Origin of the sequence: uncultured Bifidobacterium sp., from assembly GCF_945269915.1 — a bacterium.
In the GTDB taxonomy this organism is placed as follows: domain Bacteria; phylum Actinomycetota; class Actinomycetes; order Actinomycetales; family Bifidobacteriaceae; genus Bombiscardovia; species Bombiscardovia indica.
Window position 1 is genome coordinate 1 of record NZ_CALYOY010000009.1, and the last position, 19,822, is coordinate 19,822.

Annotated in this window: 15 protein-coding genes and 1 tRNA gene; 13 read left to right on the forward strand and 3 right to left on the reverse strand. The window is 61.6% G+C overall.

The features are described 5' to 3' along the window. Positions 1-301: 301 nt before the first annotated feature. The 13 genes from Q0K62_RS02760 to Q0K62_RS02820 all read left to right on the forward strand — a co-directional run bounded on the left by Q0K62_RS02760 (position 302) and on the right by Q0K62_RS02820 (position 14,295). A complete protein-coding gene (locus Q0K62_RS02760; protein WP_297316455.1) occupies positions 302-1,303 on the forward strand; it encodes a D-2-hydroxyacid dehydrogenase in 1,002 nt (333 codons plus the stop codon). 62 nt (positions 1,304-1,365) lie between these two features. After that, a complete protein-coding gene (locus tag Q0K62_RS02765; protein ID WP_297316456.1) occupies positions 1,366-2,130 on the forward strand; it encodes a DUF1287 domain-containing protein in 765 nt (254 codons plus the stop codon). Positions 2,131-2,327: 197 nt separating this feature from the next. Beyond that, positions 2,328-3,278, forward strand: a complete 951-nt coding sequence (locus Q0K62_RS02770; RefSeq protein WP_297316457.1) for a magnesium transporter CorA family protein — start codon at positions 2,328-2,330, stop codon at positions 3,276-3,278. 8 nt (positions 3,279-3,286) lie between these two features. Continuing rightward, positions 3,287-4,132, forward strand: a complete 846-nt coding sequence (locus Q0K62_RS02775) for a glutamate ABC transporter substrate-binding protein (RefSeq protein ID WP_297316458.1) — start codon at positions 3,287-3,289, stop codon at positions 4,130-4,132. A 145-nt stretch (positions 4,133-4,277) separates the two neighbouring features. Then, positions 4,278-7,247, forward strand: coding sequence for a leucine--tRNA ligase (gene leuS / locus Q0K62_RS02780; RefSeq protein ID WP_297316459.1), 2,970 nt, complete (start codon positions 4,278-4,280; stop codon positions 7,245-7,247). 318 nt (positions 7,248-7,565) lie between these two features. Beyond that, complete coding sequence (locus Q0K62_RS02785; protein ID WP_297316460.1) at positions 7,566-8,198, forward strand: helix-hairpin-helix domain-containing protein; 633 nt, start codon at positions 7,566-7,568, stop codon at positions 8,196-8,198. A 563-nt stretch (positions 8,199-8,761) separates the two neighbouring features. Then, positions 8,762-10,171 (forward strand): ComEC/Rec2 family competence protein, encoded by a 1,410-nt coding sequence (locus Q0K62_RS02790; protein ID WP_297316500.1) that lies wholly within the window; start codon positions 8,762-8,764, stop codon positions 10,169-10,171. A gap of 32 nt (positions 10,172-10,203) precedes the next feature. Continuing rightward, entirely contained in the window at positions 10,204-11,151 is a 948-nt protein-coding gene (gene holA, locus Q0K62_RS02795; protein WP_297316501.1) for a DNA polymerase III subunit delta, read from the forward strand. After that, on the forward strand, positions 11,148-11,750 hold the full coding sequence (gene tsaE / locus Q0K62_RS02800; protein WP_297316461.1) for a tRNA (adenosine(37)-N6)-threonylcarbamoyltransferase complex ATPase subunit type 1 TsaE: 603 nt from the start codon (positions 11,148-11,150) through the stop codon (positions 11,748-11,750). The genes holA and tsaE overlap by 4 nt, the downstream gene beginning before the upstream one ends. Continuing rightward, on the forward strand, positions 11,747-12,583 hold the full coding sequence (tsaB, locus tag Q0K62_RS02805; protein WP_297316462.1) for a tRNA (adenosine(37)-N6)-threonylcarbamoyltransferase complex dimerization subunit type 1 TsaB: 837 nt from the start codon (positions 11,747-11,749) through the stop codon (positions 12,581-12,583). Before tsaE ends, tsaB begins: the two co-directional genes overlap by 4 nt. Then, positions 12,583-13,086 (forward strand): ribosomal protein S18-alanine N-acetyltransferase, encoded by a 504-nt coding sequence (rimI, locus tag Q0K62_RS02810; protein ID WP_297316463.1) that lies wholly within the window; start codon positions 12,583-12,585, stop codon positions 13,084-13,086. The genes tsaB and rimI overlap by 1 nt, the downstream gene beginning before the upstream one ends. After that, complete coding sequence (gene tsaD / locus Q0K62_RS02815; protein ID WP_297316464.1) at positions 13,079-14,122, forward strand: tRNA (adenosine(37)-N6)-threonylcarbamoyltransferase complex transferase subunit TsaD; 1,044 nt, start codon at positions 13,079-13,081, stop codon at positions 14,120-14,122. Before rimI ends, tsaD begins: the two co-directional genes overlap by 8 nt. Before the next feature lie 100 nt (positions 14,123-14,222). Then, positions 14,223-14,295 (forward strand) — tRNA-Asn (locus Q0K62_RS02820). An 82-nt stretch (positions 14,296-14,377) separates the two neighbouring features. On the opposite strand, the gene Q0K62_RS02825 is transcribed toward Q0K62_RS02820, so the two are convergent. The 3 genes from Q0K62_RS02825 to Q0K62_RS02835 form a co-directional block, all read right to left on the reverse strand. Continuing rightward, positions 14,378-15,268 carry an AraC family transcriptional regulator gene (locus tag Q0K62_RS02825; RefSeq protein ID WP_297316465.1) on the reverse strand — a complete coding sequence of 297 codons (891 nt, stop codon included), beginning with the start codon at positions 15,266-15,268 and terminating at the stop codon, positions 14,378-14,380. 138 nt (positions 15,269-15,406) lie between these two features. Then, positions 15,407-16,609, reverse strand: coding sequence for an MFS transporter (locus tag Q0K62_RS02830; protein ID WP_297316466.1), 1,203 nt, complete (start codon positions 16,607-16,609; stop codon positions 15,407-15,409). A 76-nt stretch (positions 16,610-16,685) separates the two neighbouring features. Beyond that, positions 16,686-18,965, reverse strand: a complete 2,280-nt coding sequence (locus tag Q0K62_RS02835) for an alpha-galactosidase (protein WP_297316467.1) — start codon at positions 18,963-18,965, stop codon at positions 16,686-16,688. Positions 18,966-19,822: the final 857 nt, after the last annotated feature.

Below are 19,822 nucleotides of genomic sequence, written 5' to 3' on the forward strand. Positions count from 1 at the left end.
CGACCTTCTCCATGCCATGGAGACGCGCTACCAGCTGCGCCATAGCCCCGTGCTTCTTAAGCCTTGCTTATAGTACACCAAGGTTCAAGAGAGGGGCAAATCAGTGTGTCGCCTTGATTTTGCAAGGGTTGGCAGGGTTGTGCATGTGAAGCGGGTGGGCCTGGGCTCAATGAGACCTCTGCCGGTCTTCCTGCGATAGCATGAAAGACAGTGCACACGCCCTGACTGGTTGATGTCTGGTGTACGGGATACTTGGGCATGACACGTTGATGAGGTGTGAGGAAAGGCAGGGTCGATGGTCATGGAAGACGAAACTCAGACCAGAGGCAGGGAATCCGAACAGGTGATTGTGAACTGCCTGCCACTCTCCCAGGAGGAGCGCAACCGGTTCGTTGAGGCGGCTGACGGCATGCGGCAGGAGTTCATCGTGGATCCGGCCATGCGCAACCAGATGCAGTGGCCTATGGGCGTGCCTGAGATGAACAGGTCCGAGGCGACGATCATCTTCGGCAACCCGCCCGCCGACCAGGTGGCCCAGTGCAGGAACCTGGCCTGGTTGCAGACCTCAAGTGCGGGAGTGGACGCTTATCTCAAACCCGGCATCCTGCCTGAAGGGGCCGCTCTGACCAGCGCCTCGGGCGTGTATGGACAGTCTGTGTCCGAGGAGATGTTCGCTATGATGTGGGCCCTTCTGAAGGACCTGCCCGCTTACCGGGACAATCAGGACAAGGGGCTATGGCAGCCCCGCGGGGCCGTGTACTCACCCAGGGGAGCCAAGACCCTTGTTCTGGGAACCGGGGACCTGGGAGCCAGCTTCGCCCGCCTGGTCAAGGCCGTGGGCGGTGCGACATACGGTATCCGCCGTCATCCCGAGAAGCCGGTCGAGGGGTTCGACCACCTGGCCGGATTCGACCGGATAGACCAGCTCCTGCCCGACATGGACATCGTGGCCATGGCCCTCCCATCGACACCGGCCACCCACCACATCATCAACAAGGACCGTCTGGCCCTGATGAAGCCGACAGCGGTCCTGATCAATGCCGGCAGGGGGGATGCCGTGGATTGCCAGGCCCTGGCCGAGGGCCTGGAGGCGGGACGGATCCTGGGTGCCGGACTCGATGTGACCGAACCCGAACCCCTGCCGGCGGGCCATCCCCTCTGGTCCCAGCCGCGGTGTCTGATTACCCCGCATGTGGCCGGCGGGGCCCATCTGGCTTCGAATGTCGATAAGATCATTGAGATCTGCCTGGATAACCTGCGTCGCTTCCGGGCCGGTCAACCACTTCGCAACCAAATGAGGTGAACGTGCGCTCAACCCCGGGAACAGACCGATCCATGCATCGAAAGCACCACCCGGCGGTTTGGGTGGCAGCCATTGTGGTCCTCGCCTTGATCGGAGCCGGTCTGCTATGGGGTCTGCCCGCCCTCCGTACTCGGGCTCGGGGCCGGTTAAGCAACCAGTCGACGGAACAATCCAGCCAGGCCGGGGCGTCCGAACAGGAGGGGAAGGACGTTCCGGGCTTTTCTCCCAAGCAGACCGCCGCCTACCCCAAGTTGAAGTCCGGCATTGATTACGATCATGACGGGGTGGATGACTACACCGACCTGGTCCAAGGTGCCCACGAGGGTGCCGAACGGCATCGCAGGTATGACACCGGCTATTACCAGGGCGGATATCCCCCTGATGATCGGGGAGCCTGCACCGACGAGATCTGGCGTGACTTCAGCCATGCGGGTTATGACCTCAAGGCCATGGTGGACGCGGATACCGCCGCGAATCCGTCCGCCTATGCGGGTGCCATATCCAGGCCGGATCCCAACATCGACTTCAGAAGGACCAACGTGCTCGGGGTCTTCCTGGGAAGGTACGCCCAGTCTCTGACCACCGACACAGCCGCCCATGACCAGTGGCAGCAAGGCGACATCGTCATTTTCGACACCTCATGGCATATCGGCATGGTCTCCGACAGGCGTGATGGGCGGGGCGTGCCTCTCCTCCTGCACAACATGGGCCAGAAAGATCGCGAGAATGACTACCTGGGGTCCGCCTCGCACCGTCCCATCACCGGACACTACAGATTTGACGCCTCCAGGATCCCGCAATCCGTTCTGAAACCGTGGAGGCAATAGAAAACCCCCGGAAGGGAATTCGGTCCTGCGGCCGCCGGTACATCCCCGGGAAGACCCTCCCGGAACCCCTGATGGGGGTGGTTGCGACTATTCTGCAAGAATTGGGATCGGTACCGATGAACGGCTTTGTTGGTATCGGGTTCTGCGGATAAGCGTGGCAACAGTTGCCCGGTCTTGAGCGAGAGGCGGTGACGGCGATGATGAGGGTATTCAGCACCATGAACGGTCAGATCGAGCAGATCAAACAGGGGGAAAAGGGATCCTGGATATGCCTTTCCGCCCCCACCGACGTGGAACTGGCCAACGTGGCCCAAAGTACCGGCATCGACCTGGCCGATCTGCGCGCCCCCCTGGATGACGAGGAGCGCTCGCGTGTGGACGTCGAGGATGACTACACGATGATCATCGTCGACATTCCCCGGGCCGAGGAGCGTGACGGGCGCGACTACTACGAGACCATCCCTCTCTCCATCATCGTCACCGAGAACCTGATCGTAACGGTCTGCATGCAGGATACCGTCCTACTCCATCCTTTTATGGAGGGCACCATCCGGGGGTTCAACACCTTCATGAAGTCGCGGTTCATCCTGCAGATCCTGTATAGGAACGCCACCATGTACCTGCGCTACCTGCGCATCATCGACAGGGAATCCGACAAGCTGGAACTCAAGCTCCGCCATTCCATGCAGAACCGGGAGATCCTGATGCTCCTGGAACTGAACAAGACCCTGGTCTACTTCGCCACGAGCCTCAAATCGAACGAAATCGTCCTGGAGAAGCTGACCAGCCTGGAGCGGATCAAGCAGTACCCGGATGATGAAGACCTCCTGGGTGATGTCATCACGGAGAACAAGCAGGCCATCGAGATGGCCAACATTTACTCGAGCGTGCTTTCGGGCATGACCGACGCCTTCGCCTCGATTGTGTCCAACAACGTGAACAATGTCATGAGGATCTTCACGATCATCTCCATCAGCATGTCGGTGCCCACCCTGATCTTCTCCATGTACGGCATGAACTTCAATGACGGCATGTTCGGCATGCCCTTCACGGACAAGCCCTGGGGGTTCGCGGTGGTGGTGATCGCCTCCATGCTGATCACCGGCCTCGTTACCTGGTTCCTCACCCGGTCCAAGATGTTCAAGTAGGAGGACCCATGAAAGCGCGCAAGCTGGTGGCATCCCTGACCGCCCTGATGCTGTCCCTGCCCCTGGCCGGGTGCGGGCAGTCCGCGGCCCAGTACGACGTCAGCTCGATCGGCCCCAAGATTCACGTGGGCATCTCCTTTGACCAGCCCGGACTGGGCTTCGTGCAATCGAGGAATTACCAGGGGTTCGAAGTGGATGTGGCCAAGTATGTGGTCCATGAACTGGGGTATTCCCACAGCCAGATCGTATGGCAGCAGGTCCAGCCCGGTGACCGCGAGCGCATGATCACCGAGGGCAAGGTCGACATGGTCCTTGCCGGCTATTCCATCACCCGGGCCAGGCAGGAGCTGGTGGATTTTGCGGGGCCTTACTTCCTTGCCGGGCAGGATCTCCTGGTCCGTCGCGGCCAGGAGGAGATCAGCGGTATCAACACACTGGATTCGAAGCGGGTCTGTGTGGCCAGGGGTTCCTCCTCGTCCGAGGTGGTCAGACGGCGGGCGCCCCGGGCCCTGGTGCAGGAGCGTGACCAGTTCACCGAGTGTGTCACCGCCCTCCTGAGCGGGGATGCCGATGCGGCCAGTGGTGATGACTTTGCCCTGGCGGGTCTGGCCAAGGTGCGCGGGGGCGAACAGCTGCGCCTGGTTGGTGCCCCCTTCACCCAGGAGCATTACGGCATTGCCGTTTCCAAGGACGACCCGGAGCTGGTCGCCACGATCAATGCGGCACTGAGGCGGATGTTCAAGGATGGATCCTGGGAACGGGCCCTGCTGCATGCCTCCCGGTCCATAGGGTTCAAGACCGAGCCAGCTGCCCGTCAGCCTGTGCGTCTGGACGGGGCCCCCTCGCAGGAATAGCCGGAGTCGGACGGCCCGTCTGATCCGGCAGGGGTGCCGGGTCGGTCCTGGCATGGGGCAGGGCAGGCTGTCCTCATCCGACCGCCTGATTCGCCAAGTGGACCTCGGGTGGCCCGTGTCCATGTGAATGGCGATAATTCAGCTTATGAACGCGAATGAGAACAGGGGCCAGAATCGGTCCCAGGAACCAGATCAGCCCAGGTACCGCTACGATGCGCAGATGGCCCAGACCATAGAGGAGCACTGGCAGAAGGAATGGGACCAGGAGGGCGCCTTCTGGGCGGCGAACGTTGCGGGTGACCTGAAGGATTCCAAGGGCAGGAACGCCGAGGGTCGCAGCCCGTACTTCGTCATCGACATGTTCCCCTACCCCTCGGGCAAGGGCCTCCACGTGGGCCACCCCCTGGGATACATCGCCACCGATGTGGTCAGCCGCTACCACAGGATGAAGGGGGAGAACGTCCTCCACGCCATGGGGTACGATGCCTTCGGGCTGCCGGCTGAGCAGTACGCCGTCCAGACGGGGCAGCATCCCAGGGTGACCACCGAGCAGAACATCGCCAACATGCGTTGGCAGCTCCACCGGCTGGGATTGAGCTTCGATGACCGTCGTTCCTTCGCCACGATCGACAGCGATTACGTACGGTGGACCCAGTGGATCTTCTCGCGCATCTATGAGTCCTGGTACGACACCGAATACCGGCGCAGGGATGGGGGTGTCGGTTCCGCCCGCCCCATCAGCGAGCTGGAGGAATCCTTCAGGTCGGGTTCCCGGGCGATTCCGGGCTATCCCGACCGGACCTGGGATGATCTGGACCAGGCCGAGCGTTCGGATGTCCTCAACGATTACCGACTGGCATACATCTCCAAGTCGCCTGTCAACTGGTGCCCCGGTCTGGGCACGGTCCTGGCCAACGAGGAGGTGACCGCCGAGGGGCGCTCCGAGCGTGGCAACTACCCGGTCTACCAGCGTGAGCTCAAGCAGTGGTCCATGAGGATCACCGCCTACGGCCACCGCCTGGTCGAGGATCTGGACATCCTGGACTGGCCGGAGAAGGTCAAGCTCATGCAGCGCAACTGGATCGGGGAGTCGCATGGTGCCTCGGTCCTCTTCAAGGTGCCCGCCAAGGATGGCGAGAGGACCATGGAGGTCTACACCACCAGGCCAGACACCCTATTCGGGGCCACCTTCGCCGTGGTTTCGCCCGAACATGATCTTCTCAGGCATGTACCCGATCAGTGGCCGGAGGGGGTTCCCGAGGACTGGAAGGGCGGCTATCCCGATCCGTCGGCAGCCGTCAGGGCCTACCGTCTGGCCGCCGAGGCCAAGACGGCCAGGGACAGGGTGGACGAGGCCGGCGAGAAGACCGGGCTCTTCACCGGGCTCTATGCCGTCAATCCCATCACCGGGGCCAGGCTTCCGGTCTTCACGGCCGACTACGTCCTGATGGACTACGGGACGGGTGCCATCATGGCCGTCCCCGGTGGGGATCAGCGTGACTACGATTTCGCCACCAAGTACGGACTGCCGGTCATCTATACGGTCAAGCCACTGCCGGATTCAGGTCAGGACCTGGCTGATTTCGAAGGGAAGGCCCCCTTCGTCTCGCATGACGGCATCGTCATCAACTCGTCCATCGAGGCCACCGAGGAGGCTGGTGACGCCCTCAGTCTGGACGGTCTGCGCGTGGACCAGGCCATGGAACGGGTGACCTCCTGGCTGGAATCGGCGGGAGTGGGCAGGGGAACGGTCTCCTACCGGCTGCGCGACTGGCTCTTCTCACGTCAGCGCTACTGGGGTGAGCCCTTTCCGATCGTCTATGACGACCAGGGTCTGCCCCACCTGATTCCCGACGACCAGCTGCCGGTGGCCCTTCCCGATGTGCCGGACTATTCGCCCAAGACCTTCGACCCGGAGGATTCCGAGTCCAATCCGGAGGCTCCGCTCAGCCGCAACCAGGACTGGGTGGATGTGACCCTGGACCTGGGCGATGGCCCCAAGGTCTACCATCGTGACACCAACACCATGCCCAACTGGGCCGGGTCCTGCTGGTACTACATGCGGTACATCGATCCTCACGACACCAAGCACATGGTGGAACCCCGGGAGTTCGACTACTGGCTGGGTCCCAACCATAACGCAACGGCCGGTGAGTCCGGTGGTGTAGACCTCTACGTGGGCGGGGTCGAGCACGCCGTCCTCCACCTGCTCTACGCCCGGTTCTGGCACAAGGTGCTCTACGACCTGGGATTCGTCTCCTCCAAGGAGCCCTTCCACAGGCTCTTCAACCAGGGCATGATCCAGGCCTACGCCTACACCGACAAGCGCGGGCAGTACGTACCCGCCGCCGAGGTTGAGGAGAGCGAGGAGGGCGGCAAGACCATCTACACCTGGCAGGGGGAGCGGGTCAACCGTGAGTTCGGCAAGATGGGCAAGAGCCTGAAGAACATCATCACCCCGGATGACATGTACCGCACCTACGGGGCCGACACCTTCCGGCTCTATGAGATGAGCATGGGCCCCCTGGACGAGTCCCGTCCCTGGAACACCCGCAACGTGGTGGGCGGTATGAGGTTCCTGCAGAGGCTCTGGCGCAACGTCGTCGACGAGTCCACCGGTCAGGTGGTGGTCGATGAGGGTGAGTTGGACGAGAAGACCCTGAAGCTGCTCAACCAGACCATCCATGACGTGACCGCCGAGATGGAGGGGATGCGGCCCAACACGGCCATCTCCAAGCTGATTGTGCTCAACAACCGCCTGACTTCGCTGAAGGTTACCCCGCGTGCAGCCGTCGAGCCCCTGATCCTCATGCTGTCGCCCATAGCACCCCACATCTGCGAGGAGCTCTGGAACAAGCTCGGCCACCAGGAGTCCATGGCCCACGCCGACTGGCCCACCTGGGATGAGCGGTACCTTGGGCAGGATACGGTCACGGCTGTCGTCCAGGTCAAAGGGAAGGTCCGCGGCAAGCTGGAGGTCGGTCCTGACATCTCCGCCGAGGAGCTGCAGGCCAAGGCCCTGGCCCTGCCCGCCATCCAGGAGCGACTGGGCGGCAAGGAGCCACGCAAGGTCATCGTCAAGGCGCCGAAGATCGTCTCCATTGTTCCGGCCTGATCGACTGCGCGCCCGCCACCGGTGCATACGGTTCGATGCATGATGGATCGGGGTGCCTGCACTGATGGACATCGGTCGCCTCTGCCGTGACGTATTCCACCTTTGACCACATTCCCCTTCCCGATACCGGGGAGGGGTTTTTCATGCCAGTCTGAGCCAATGAGTGCAGATTCCCCATATGGCGGCCACGAGGATGAAAGCTGGACCGCCTTCCTGGACCCTCCAGCCCCTCGTGCCGAACCAGGGGAGGGGGAAGCGGGCGCCGTTCCGGCACCGTGTTCGCCTCCGCCTCCCGGACCGCCCCTTATCGGTCGGGCCATGACCGCCCTTCCGGAGGTGGGGGCGACAGGCGTCGTCAGGGATAAGCCCCGCCTGATCTTCAAACCCGCCCATGCCCTGGCTGCCATCCTGGTTCTGATGGTTGCCCTGGCGGCGAGTCTGACCCTCTTCATTCAACAGTCAGCCTCCCTGGCTGGGTCGTTCGGGGAATCGGGCAAGGCTGCCGGTACTGCGGCGGATGGCAGGGCGGCAGACAGGAAGAGGGAGAAGAACGGGAAGAAGGAGCAGTCCCCATCGGGGGGTAAATCAAGCACGTCCGGCTCTGGGAAGGTGTCCGGTGACGGTAAGGATGCCGGGCCTGGTCAACCTGCGTCCGGTTCCGCGACCGCACCTGACTCGTCCGGGTTTCCACCGCCGCAGGTCCGGAATCCGGCATCCGGTGCGGGAGATTCGGGGGCAGGAGGTGGTCCTGTTACGGGCCAGGTGGATATCAATACGGCCACCGTCGAACAGTTGCAGGGGGTCAGGGGGGTAGGACCGGTCATGGCCCGGCGCATTGTCGAGCATCGTGGCCGTATCGGCAGGTTCTCATCAGTGGATCAATTGCTGGATGTCTCGGGGATAGGGCCCAAGACCCTCGAAAAGCTGCGGGCCTTCCTGGAGGTCCGGTGAGGTGGGAGCCGGGCCTGGGTACAAGGGTCGAATCCTCCTATAAGGGCCGCGAACTCACCTATCTGGGGCGAGAGCAGGGAAGCCGGGATTGGAGGTTTCTTCCCGTGGCCTGTACGGCATGGGCAACGGTCCTGGCTGTGCAACACCTCTTTGGACGACATCATCCTGGTCTGGTCAGGCAAGGTTCCGGAAGCCCCCGGGCGTCTGATGATGGTCAGATTGGTTCGTTGGGTGCCTATTGGTGGTGTTTGGCCGCTTTGGTAGTGGTGATTGTCCTCGGTTCAGGGGTTCTTATGGTCCTGCGCTACCTCGGCAGAGGAAAACCGAGGAAAGGAGACACTCGGGATTCCCCTTCTTCAGCGGCCGGGGGAAGGAAACCGCTCCGGCGTCTGTGTAGACAGGTCGGGGTCTGTCTGCCTGGTCTGGCGGTTGTGGGGACCACCATCATGATCATGTCCCTGATCACCTTGGTCGCCCAGGTGGCCGAACGGTCTGGACCTGCATACCGTCAGGCCATGAGAGGAAAGATCCGGGTCGAGGTTCAAGGCCGCCTGGTGTCACCGATGGCGGCTTCGGAACGGCTGGGTTGGGATTGCCATGCAACCCTGCATATGGACTTCATGCTGGCCGGTGGGGTTGGGATGCCCACTGGGGAGGAGGTCATCCTGTATGCCAGGGGAGGAGCCTGTCGGATGGGCCAGGCTGGGCGCTACCTGGTCAAGGGTCTCCTGACGGCATCGGCCTTCGGACGTAATCCCCTATGGGTCGAGGCCGAGGATGGTCCGATGCGGGAATTGGACCGGCCTGGACGTCTGTACGCAATGGTCACACGGATGCAGGAGGCCTTTCTGGTGCAGACACGGCAGTTGAGCGACCAGGGCAGTGTGCTGGTGCCGGGTCTGACCATGGGGATGCTGGGCAATGAGGGAATGGTTGCCGACGATTGGTCCGGTGCAAGGCCTGAACAGGTGGTGGAGCCTGTCTATGCGGCCCGTCTCAAAGAGAACTTCAAGCGGTCCGGTATCATCCACCTGATGGCTGTTTCCGGTGGCCACTTCATGATTCTGGCCGCTGTACTGACGCGCCTGCTCAGAGCCCTGCGCTCGCCTCCCCTCCTCACAGGCGTGGCCTTGGCGGGGACCTGTCTGGGCTTGGGGCTGATTATGGCCCCCTCTGATTCGGTGCTCCGAGCCCAGGCCATGGGGTTGTCGGCCGCCATGGCAATGACGGCCGGTCGTCGGTCCCAATCCATAAATGCCCTCTCCTGGTGCGTGCTCCTGATTCTGATGGCCAAGCCTTCCATGGCCTCCAGTTTCGGATTCGCACTCTCGGCAGCAGCGGTGTTGGGTATCAGTTTGCTTGGGGAGGGACTCTCAGACCGGCTGGGGTATCATATGCCGACCATCCTTGCCCAACCATTGGCCATGACCCTGGCCGCCCAGGCTGGGACCCTCCCCGTTCAGCTTCTCATGTCGCCGCAGATATCGCTCTTCTCCCCGATTTCCAATCTGGTCGTCGCCCCCGTGGTGGATGTTGCCACCCTGGCCGGTCTGGCCGGACTGATGGTCTCATGGGTTTGGCCTGGTCCGGGTCATTGCCTGGCCTGGGTGTCTTCTCTGGGAACCGGGGTGATGGAGGTTGGAGCGACCTGGCTGGGTGGATCGGATATGGGGGTGCTGGCCTGGCCGCCGGGAGGCCTGGGCCTGTTGGCCCTGGTCCTGACTGAGTTCGGCATCCTTCTCTTTCTGCGCCTGATTCGGTTGCTGGGATTGGCTGTGCTGGATCCGGAATCCGGAGGTGCGGATGGAATCGGTCTGCCTTTCAGACCTTCGATCTGGTTCAGGGTGAGCAGGTGGTTCCGTCAGACACAGGAGATGGCATCGTCGGCACGGTTCGCCTCCCGGAGGAATCCGGATAAGGAGAGACGGAGACACCTGTCAATGTCCAGCGATACGGGGAAATTTGAACCATGACGAAAGCTCAACAAGGAAATGCGCCTGTCATGATGGTGGTCGGCGGAGATCTCTTCCTCAACGGGCAACGTGTCAAGGAACTCTGTGCCCGGGCCTGCAAGGCCAACCCCGACTGTGAGTTCCTGGAACTCAATGGAGCCACCTGCGACTCCTACACCTTCGAGGAGGCGGTCAGTCCCTCCCTGCTCAGTGACCGATCGGTGATTCGCATGGAGGATATGCAGCTTGCCGATGAGGCCCTGGGAGATGCTCTGATCGCCTACTGCAAGGAGGCCGTCAAGAATCCGCAGGGCAGCAGCATCGTCATCTGCCGACATGATGGGAGCAACCGGGCCAGGCGTCTTCTGGACCAGTTGGCCAGGGCAGGGGCCGTCAAGGAACAGGTGCCGGATTTGAAGAAGTTCGAAGCCAGGGTCAACTTCGTCTATTCCCAGTTCGAACAGCGTGGACGGCGGGTGGAACCGCGAGCCGCCCAGCGGTTGGTGGACGTCCTGGGAGAACGGACCCCCGAGCTGGCTTCCATGTGTTCCCAGCTCTGCAATGACTTCGACCAGAATCCTCTCACTCTGGACATCGTCAATTCCTACCTGACCGACAATCCCGCAGTCAGCGGGTTCGTCGTGGCGGACCTTGCCCTGAGTGGACACGGTGCTCGGGCCGTCGTGGCGCTCAGGTCGTCGATAGGGCAGGGCAATGACCCCATCTCCCTGATCGGTGTCCTGGCCTTGAAGCTGCGGGTCCTTGGCAAGCAGGCGGCAATCCAGGCGGGCGCAATCACCACCGCAGAGGCCAAGTCCGCATACTGGCAGTTGCGTGATGCCCGCAGGCAGCTGCGTGGTTGGAGCTCGCAGGGCCTGGCGGATTGCATCGAAGCACTCGCCGCCGCTGATGAGGAGTGCAAGACCAATGGCGGAGATCCCGAATACGCGCTGGAACGGGCCGTTGAACTCATCGCCTCCAGGGGGAGGGCCAGGGTATGAGCCTGAAGCTGGTGGGTGATGATACTGGCGAATTGCGCCTTGCCGTTCCCCGGAGTTCAGATATGCAGGATCTGGGTGGTCTGGTGGCCTCCCATCTTCACGGAGGCGATGTGGTCCTGCTCTCAGGACCCTTGGGGGCGGGGAAAACCACCCTGGCCCAAGGGCTGGGCAAGGGCCTGAAGGTGGATGGGCCGGTGGTTTCGCCCACTTTTACGATTGCCCGTGAACTCCATGGCAGTCTGGCTGATGGAAGAGCGGTCGATCTGGTTCATGTGGATGCCTACCGCCTGGGCGGGGAAGGATACGAACCCGGTGAAGACAGTGTGGGTCGGCTCCTTGATGAACTGGAATCCCTTGGGCTGGATGAGGAACTGGAGGAACCCGGACAGGAGACGGTCGTCCTGATGGAATGGGGTGAACAGATGGCATCCGCCTTGGCCGATCAACGTCTGGAAATCATCATCGACAGACCCCTGGAGGGGGAAATGGACCCTGATCTGCCACCGACCAGCCGGGGACAGCGTTTGGTTACCCTGCGTGGGGTAGGCTCGTCCTGGGTATCAAGATTGAACTCCCTGCGGAAGGTGGTCCAGGCATGAGTGGCCAGGAAGGTCATGGTTCCAAGAGCAAGGTGGACGAATCGGTCCTGGTGGTCGACACCTCCTTCGGGTCGACCGTCGGCATGCTGGGCCACGAGCCACGGGTCGAGACGGACTCCAAGTCCCATGTGGAGCATCTTCAGGTCAACATAGCGACCGTGGTCGCCGATGCAGGTCTGGCTCCCGCGGACCTGGACACGATTGTGGTCGGACTGGGCCCTGCCCCCTTCACCGGTCTCAGGGCAGGTATAGTCACGGCTAAGGCCCTGGCGTATGCCACAGGGGCGAAATTGTTGGGCCAGGACATTCTGATGCCCCAGGCCCGGTTCGCATACCGGCAGGCCCTGAACCAGCGTGGGACCACCTCCCATACGGATCAGCCGGATCAGGCGGGAATGAAGACACGGATTCTGTCCCTGGCCGTGAATGATGCACGACGTCACCAGTTGTATTTCCGGCTGTATGACGACTTCGGCCAGGCTGACCATGGCGGTCGCCCGCTTACCCCCATGGATATCGATTATCCGGACGCGATAGCCAATCGGCTCGCGGGGATTGTCGACGAGTACACGGCATCGGATCAACCGGTCCAGGTCGTCATCAGCGGGCACGGGGCGAGGCGGTACGAGGACAACTGGCGGGCATTACTGCCCGAGGCCCTCGTCTCAGGTGAGTCCTTCCTGGACAGCGGTGCTGCAGGTTTGGCCCTGATGGTGGAGTCGGCCAGGAGCCGGGAGCCGGACGGACCGGAAGGGGAGACGGTCGAACCGCTCTACCTGCGCAGGCCCGACGTGTCCGTGCCCAACCCGCTCAAGCACGTGGTGAAGTCCTGATGATCCGACAGGTGGAAGAGCGGGATTTGCCGGTCCTGGCCCGGATGGAAGAGGAGATCTTCCAGGGGTCCTCATGGAGCCTTGAGGTGCTTCAGGCTGAATTGCATGCCCCCGCCAGGACCTATCTGGCCTGTGAGGAGGAGGGGGGCATCCTCGCCTACGGGGGTTTCTGGTTCAATGGGGAAGAAGCGGAATTAATGACCATCGGTGTTGCCCCCTCGGCCCGTCATCGTGGTCTGGGCCGGTCCCTGCTCACGGAACTGTTCGACCAGGCCAGGGAACAGGGCGCGGGACAGATGTTTCTCGAGGTTCGTGTGGACAATGATCCGGCCCTGGGACTCTATCGGAACATGGGGTTCCGGCAGATGGGACTGAGGCGACGGTACTACCAGCCGGAGGGGATTGACGCCTTTACCATGGTCAAGGATCTGCCAAGGAGCCTTGGCCCGGTAGGTGGCGACAGGAATGGCCTGGGTAAGGAAAGTGTGACGGACAATGAGTGAGCCTGTGGTGCTGGGCATCGAATCTACCTGCGACGAGACCGCTGCGGCCCTGATCCAGGGGGATCGGTTGCTTTCCAATGTGGTGGCTTCGTCCATGGATCAGCATGCTCGTTACGGCGGTGTCATTCCCGAGATAGCCTCGCGTGCCCATGCCGAATCCTTCGTGCCGGTGGTCTCCCGGGCCTTCCTGGAGGCCGACATGGATCTGACCCAGGTGGATGCCATAGCGGTTTCCGCCGGACCAGGGTTGGCGGGATGTCTGGCCGTGGGCGTTTCCGGTGCCAAGGCCCTGGCCTGGGCCGCAAATAAGCCCCTGTACGGCATCAATCACGTGATCGGGCATATAGCCGTCACCCAGCTCCAGTTCGGTCCGTTCCCCGACGACACCCTGGCCCTGATCGTTTCCGGGGGTCATACCTCCCTCCTGCACGTTGGCGACATATCCCGGCAGGTGGACGTGGTCGGATCCACCCTGGATGATGCCGCCGGCGAGTGCTTCGACAAGATCGCCCGTCTGCTCGGCTTCCCATATCCTGGGGGGCCGCACATCGACAGGCATGCCCGTCTTGGGAATCCCAAGGCCATCCAGGTGCCCCAGGGCCTGACCAAGGGGAGGGCCGGCGCCGAACATCCTTATGATTTCAGTTTCTCGGGGGTCAAGACCGCTGTAGCCCGCTGGATCGAAGGGCAGGAGGCGGCCGGGCGGGAGATTCCCGTGGACGATGTCTGCGCATCCCTGGCCGATTCCGTGGCCACCGTCCTGACCAGGAAGGCCATGGCGGCCTGTCGGCGGTTCGATTCCGACACCCTGGTCGTGGGGGGCGGCTTCTCCGCCAATTCGCAGCTGAGGGCAAGGCTCCAGGAGGCCGGGGGCCAGGAGGGCATCAAGGTCAGGATTCCGCGGATCGAACTCTGTACCGACAACGGGGCCATGGTGGCCATGCTGGGCGTCAACCTGGTCAAGGCCGGCATCGGTCCATCCTCTCCGGGCTTTTCCATAGACTCGGCGATGCCCATGGATACAATAGTCATGTAGCACGATTGGACGGGTCGACCAATCGACACGCCAATTTGCCTCAAGCCGTTCTGGGGAATAAGATATTGAAACTGTGTTCAGCGAGAGTTGAACGGGATATTCCCGCATAGCTCAGTTGGCAGAGCGTTCGACTGTTAATCGAAATGTCGCTGGTTCAAGCCCAGCTGCGGGAGCTCGATGGCCGCCGGTCTTCCGGCGGCTTTTTCATATCGTGATGGTGGGCGGTAATGGTCCGCATTGTTTCATTTTGCCGGGTCAGCGCTCAAGCAGGGCCTTGAGGATATCCATGTCGATGTTCAGATCATCATGGGTGCGTGTCCGGACCCGTCGGTATTCCAAGGGGGTGGTTCCCGTCCGGTCCTTGAACTTTCGGCTGAATTGTTCGTTGCTCTTGAAGCCGCAGCGCCTGGCCGTCTCTTGAACCGGGATGTTGGTCATGGCTATCAGATCGTAGGCCTCGTCCATCCGGATGCCCTCTATGTATTCACGCATGGTGGTTCCCATGACCTGGTGGAATCGCCGCGAGAGGTAACTGCGATCCACATGCAAGCCCTCGGCCACGTCCGAGGGGCCTACACCGTCCTGATGGTGGCGGGCTATGTAGGTGACGGCCCTCTGGACCACCTCGTCGCCGGTGACGGCGTTCTGTTTGAGCCCGCCGCTGGACACCAGATGCCGGGCCAGCTGGTGGAGGAAGTCATAGGCCAGGGAGTTGAGTTTCAGTGCATCACCGACGCTGCCATCCGTGTAGGAGAAGCAATCGGTGACCAGTGAGAGGAAGGGCTTGAATTCGTCCACATGGAAGACCGTCCTGCTGGTGTCCAGGCCGATCTTCGTCAGGGTATCGCGCTGGGTGGTACCGTTGAAGCCCATCCACAGGTAGGTCCAGGGGTTCTTCTCGGAGGCGTGGTATTCGATGGGGGTATCCGGGCCGACCACGAAACCGTCCTTCCTGTGAAGGTGGTATTCGGTCTCGTTGACCCTGACGGACCCGGTACCTCCCAGAACGATGTGGACGATGTCGGTGGTTCGCAGGGCCGGACCGAAGGAGTGCCCGGGTTGGGTCCTCGAGATGCCGCAGACCGCGAAGGTGATGTTCTGCGCGCTTTCCACCGGCTGTTGTATGAACCAGACCGCATTCTCCATTGTTGACCCCCGATGATGAACGGCCCACTCCTCCCGGCCGGGGCCCTGCGAAGAGGTCGGCGAAGAAGGTCGTGGGTTTGCGATTCGCTGCCCGACCAATCCTAGAGGTCGGGCAGCTGTTTCCCACTGAGAGATGAATCAGACGCGTCTGATGGTGCGAGGGAGGTTTCGGATGCCCAGTCCAACCAGAATCAGGGCGAAGATGACCGCCAGGATGATGAAGGGGGCCGTCAGTGAATCGGTGCCGAAGATGTTGCTGACCAGGCCCATGAAGATGGGCGAGACGAAGTTGCCGATGTTGCAGCCGATCAGGACCAGCGAGGTTGCGATGGTGCCCATCTTGGGGCTCATGATCTCCCCGATGGTCGTATAGATGTAGGGGAAGCACCAGGCACCGGGGATGCCGATGATCATCATGCCGATAAGGGCGAAGGCGAAGTTGTGGATGGACAGTGCCATAAGCACATTGCCCACCACGTACAGGGCCACACCCATGTAGAGCACGGCGATGCCGATTCGCTTGTTCAGCCACCCGAACACGAATCCCGCCAGAATCCCCAGGATGGGCATCAGGGAAAGGAAGAAGCTGGCGTTGTATCCCTCGCCCTTGATACCGACCGCAATGGAGGGGAATCTCAGGGTGGAACACAGGGAATCGAGAACCATGAAAACGGCGAAGAGCACCAGAACCCAGACGAAGGGGTGGAGGTGGTCCTTGTCGGTGGTGACCGTTCCTGCATGCTCCGCCTTCTTCTCGGCCTCTTCGGCAATGTCGGTCCGATCGGGTTCCGGCACGGTCAGATAGAAGAAGATGGCCAGGGGGAAGGCCAGGAGGTAGATGGCATAGGACCAGTGCCAGCCCAGGGAGAGCAGGAGCCCGGCCAGGATGGTCAGGAGGCACTGGCCGATGTTCTCCATGGATCCGCGGTAGCCCAGGAGGGTGGCCCTGGTGTCACCCTGGTAGAGCTCGCTGATGATGTTCACGGCCAGGGAGTTGTAGAGTCCCAGTCCGCACCCCAATAGGAGCCGGCTGATGAAGATGAGCGGGTAGGTGGTGGCGATCATGGGGGCGGCCCCACCGACCCCGGCCAGGATCATGGCGCAGAAGATGGTCCGTTTGGTGCCGAAGTGACGTTCAACCAGGCCGGAGAGGAGGATGAAGACGATGACGGCCAGACTGGGAATGGTCGAGAGGAGCTCGTTCTGTGCCGTGCCGATCTGCAGGTCATGGCGCATGGCCGGCAGGGCTCCGTTGATGGCCGGTGCGCTGGTCAGCATCAGCGATATGCCAAGGATCGCTGCCTTGGTTAGGGCGCTCTGGCTGGAACTGGTTGATTTCATTGATTGTGCTCCTTGATGTGGCAATTACAGGGTTTGACGGTCCATACCCATGGGTCATGGACCGAAGGCGGCAGGATCAGTCGGCCTGAAGGACGAAGAGACGTGAATCGAAGTCCTTGGTGCTCCCCAGGGGGTTGACCCCACCCATCTCGCCGGAGGCAGCATCGGAGTCCACCATGCCGACCCGCATCAGCTCGTCTCCGCGCAGGGTCAGACCCTGGATGGTTGAGGGGCCGGTGCAGGTGATTCGGTAGTCCGCCTGAGGGTCCAGGCCCTGGAGTTTCAGACTGGTGTAAGGGCCATTGGGTTCGAGGAGGATGGTGTAGTCGCCGATGATAACGGTGCGTCTGTCCTCGGAGACCACCATCCATGCGCACCTGTGGTTTCCGTAGGGCGCCCGCAGGCGATAGAAGGAGCCGGTAGCCAGGACCTGGCGGTGTTCCTTGTAGAAGGCGACCTGACGATGGACCTCCTCCATGTCTTCCTCGCTCAGGGTGCCGAGATCCAGTTCGTATCCGAAGGTGCCGAAGAGGGCCACATTGCCACGGGTCCTGATTGGGGTGACCCTGCCGGTCTGGTGGTTGGGCACGATGGAGACGTGGGCACCCATGGCACTGGGCGGGTAGAAGAAGCTGGTGCCGTACTGGATCTTCATCCGCTCCACTGCATCGGTGTCATCAGAGCACCATATCTGTGGGGTGTAGTAGAGCATCCCCATGTCGAAGCGGCCGCCGCCTGAGGCGCAGCCTTCGATCAGCAGGTCGGGGAAGGCATCCAGGAGACGCTGGAGAAGGTCGTAGACCCCCAGGATGTAGCGGTGATGGAACTCGCCCTGGGATTGGGGCCCGCGATTGGTGTCGAATCCTTCGGAGACAAAGCGGTTCATGTCCCACTTGATGTAGGAGATATTGGCCGTGGAGAGGATGTGATGCATCTGCCGGTAGATGTTCTCGACCACATCGGGGTTGGAGAAGTCCAGAAGGAACTCGTTGCGGCCGTGGTTCATGTGCCGGTCCGGGGTGTGGATGGCCCAGTCGGGGTGGGCACGGTAGAGGTCTGAGTCCTTGTTGACGGTCTCCGGCTCGAACCAGAGACCGAACTTCATTCCCATGTCGTTGATTCTCTTGGCCAGGCCGGTCAGGCCCCGGGGGAGACGTTCCTTGTTGGGGATCCAGTCGCCCAGACCCGCCGTATCGCCATTGCGTGAGCCGAACCAGCCGTCATCCAGGACGAAGAGTTCGATGCCGGCCTCCTTGGCTTTGGAGGCGATGGAGACCAGGCGATCCTCATTGAAGTCGAAGTAGGTGGCCTCCCAGTTGTTGATCAGGACCGGACGTGCCCGCTTGTTCCAGGGGGAACGAATCAGATGGTCGCGGACCATGGCATGGAAGGCCTGGCTCATGGCCTGATAGCCGCCTGTGGTGCAGGAGACCAGGGCCTCGGGGGTCTGGAAGTCCTGGCCGGGGGCCAGACGCCAGGCGAAGTTGGCGTCGTTGATGCCGGTCTGGATGCGGGTCACCCGATAGGTGTCAACCTCGGCGTGGAGATCGAAATTGCCAGAGTAGACGAAACCGATGCCCATGGTCTCTCCCATGGTTTCGTTGGTGCCAGGGCGGGAGAGGATGGCGGTCGGATTCAGGAAGTGGCCGCTGGCGTTGCGCAGGGATGATATCTCCTGAATCCCCTCATGAAGGTGGTGGGTGTGCGGGTGGCGTTCCCGGGCCCAGGCCCCTGAGAAGATGGTCATGTCGTAGTCGCTGTCGGGCATATCCAGGCTGAGGCTCATGGCCCGCTCGACCACAAGATGCTGATTCCCCTCATTGATGATCCGGGCGGAACGGGCCAGGATGGGGGATCCGTCGAAGATGGTGTAGTTCAGGGCTACTTTGAGTCCGGTGAGTCCGTCCCTGAGGATGATTCTGAGGGTAGTTGCCTCATCCTCGCCGGCCCGGGTGGCCGGCAGTCCCTCAAGTTCGGGCTTGCCCTCGATTGTCTCATAGTCCAGGTACTGAAGGTCGGTCAGGGTGGAACCGTTCTCCTGTCGGACGGAGATGGCGGGCTGACGGTAGTCGCCGGTCCCGTATTCCGGATACTCCTGGCGTAGGTGTTCCAGGGAGTAGGTCATATCGCCCTCGATCCGGCAGGTGGCGGTGGGGCGGTGTTGGAGTTCGATGAGGTGGGTGAAGCTCTCCCTGTCGGCTACTGCCTGGCCGAAGTAGAGGTTGAGCAGCTTGCCTTCCCCGTCGACCTTCATGATGTAGCTGATCAGGCCATTGGTCAGGTGGAACTGTCCATCCTCATCATGGACGATCACACGGGCATCCTGGTCCTGTGACTCGCGCTTCCTTGTAGCCATACCTGCTCTCTTCCTCGAGGATTATCTTCCTTGTGCGGTTCGGGTGATCTGTTCGTCACTGTCTCATCCTCAAACCGACATTCACGATAGGGGCGATTTCCCGTCGTGGTGAGGGGAAGGGGCGGCCTGTTGTGGACTGTTTCCAACCTGGTGTGACTCGCTTGGTTCGCCTTCCCCACCGCACTCGGTATTCGGACCACACAGGCTCTTGGGGCCCGGTATTGCTTGCTTGGGCAGGCCTGACCAGTCGATTCCCGGTTGTATCGTGTGCGATTTGCCGGTGGGGGGTTTTCCACAAATCATCAATCGGGTCCAACAACCTGACCCGGTCTGAACCGGGCATGATTCCGCGCGCAAAACCACCGGCTGTTTTTTTTTCGGAATCTGACGATTCACCGGGCTTGTTGATTGTTCCGGGCTGTGGCCAATTATCAGTTCACGTGGTTGCTCCCGGTGGAAAACGATCGATTGCCTCTTGGGGGGGCTTATCGAGAATTCACCCTCGACCACATTGGGCCGCAACAATGGTCGATGCCTCATGTCGTGGATCAGACTGGTTCCAGGAAATATGAAAAGGAGGCGTGTGATGGGCTGTGAAACCCTATGGAAGGCGGCAAGGCCGGGCAACGCATCGAAGCTGTCAGGGGAAACAGGATTGAGGGTCTGGAAGGGTGTCCACAGGCTTTTCATTTGTTGCTTTCTTTGCGCCTGTACAGTACCCTTCGGTCATCTTCTTCCCGAGGTCCATGCCGGGGAACCACTTGAGACCGGCAAGGTCGGTACCGCAAGTCCCGGTCCAACAAGCGCAGGTGCTGCAGACCTCGGAGGTTGCCAGGCAGGGTGGGTGCGTCCGGTCA

Excerpts from the sequence above, each read along its gene's own strand:
- Q0K62_RS02760 (WP_297316455.1), top strand. The coding sequence starts at position 302 with ATGGAAGACGAAACTCAGACCAGAGGCAGGGAATCCGAACAGGTGATT.
- Q0K62_RS02770 (WP_297316457.1), top strand. The coding sequence starts at position 2,328 with ATGATGAGGGTATTCAGCACCATGAACGGTCAGATCGAGCAGATCAAA.
- Q0K62_RS02775 (WP_297316458.1), top strand. The coding sequence starts at position 3,287 with ATGAAAGCGCGCAAGCTGGTGGCATCCCTGACCGCCCTGATGCTGTCC.
- leuS (WP_297316459.1), top strand. The coding sequence starts at position 4,278 with ATGAACGCGAATGAGAACAGGGGCCAGAATCGGTCCCAGGAACCAGAT.
- Q0K62_RS02785 (WP_297316460.1), top strand. The coding sequence starts at position 7,566 with ATGACCGCCCTTCCGGAGGTGGGGGCGACAGGCGTCGTCAGGGATAAG.
- Q0K62_RS02790 (WP_297316500.1), top strand. The coding sequence starts at position 8,762 with ATGGCGGCTTCGGAACGGCTGGGTTGGGATTGCCATGCAACCCTGCAT.
- holA (WP_297316501.1), top strand. The coding sequence starts at position 10,204 with ATGGTGGTCGGCGGAGATCTCTTCCTCAACGGGCAACGTGTCAAGGAA.
- tsaE (WP_297316461.1), top strand. The coding sequence starts at position 11,148 with ATGAGCCTGAAGCTGGTGGGTGATGATACTGGCGAATTGCGCCTTGCC.
- tsaB (WP_297316462.1), top strand. The coding sequence starts at position 11,747 with ATGAGTGGCCAGGAAGGTCATGGTTCCAAGAGCAAGGTGGACGAATCG.
- rimI (WP_297316463.1), top strand. The coding sequence starts at position 12,583 with ATGATCCGACAGGTGGAAGAGCGGGATTTGCCGGTCCTGGCCCGGATG.
- tsaD (WP_297316464.1), top strand. The coding sequence starts at position 13,079 with ATGAGTGAGCCTGTGGTGCTGGGCATCGAATCTACCTGCGACGAGACC.
- Q0K62_RS02825 (WP_297316465.1), bottom strand. The coding sequence starts at position 15,268 with ATGGAGAATGCGGTCTGGTTCATACAACAGCCGGTGGAAAGCGCGCAG.
- Q0K62_RS02830 (WP_297316466.1), bottom strand. The coding sequence starts at position 16,609 with ATGAAATCAACCAGTTCCAGCCAGAGCGCCCTAACCAAGGCAGCGATC.
- Q0K62_RS02835 (WP_297316467.1), bottom strand. The coding sequence starts at position 18,965 with ATGGCTACAAGGAAGCGCGAGTCACAGGACCAGGATGCCCGTGTGATC.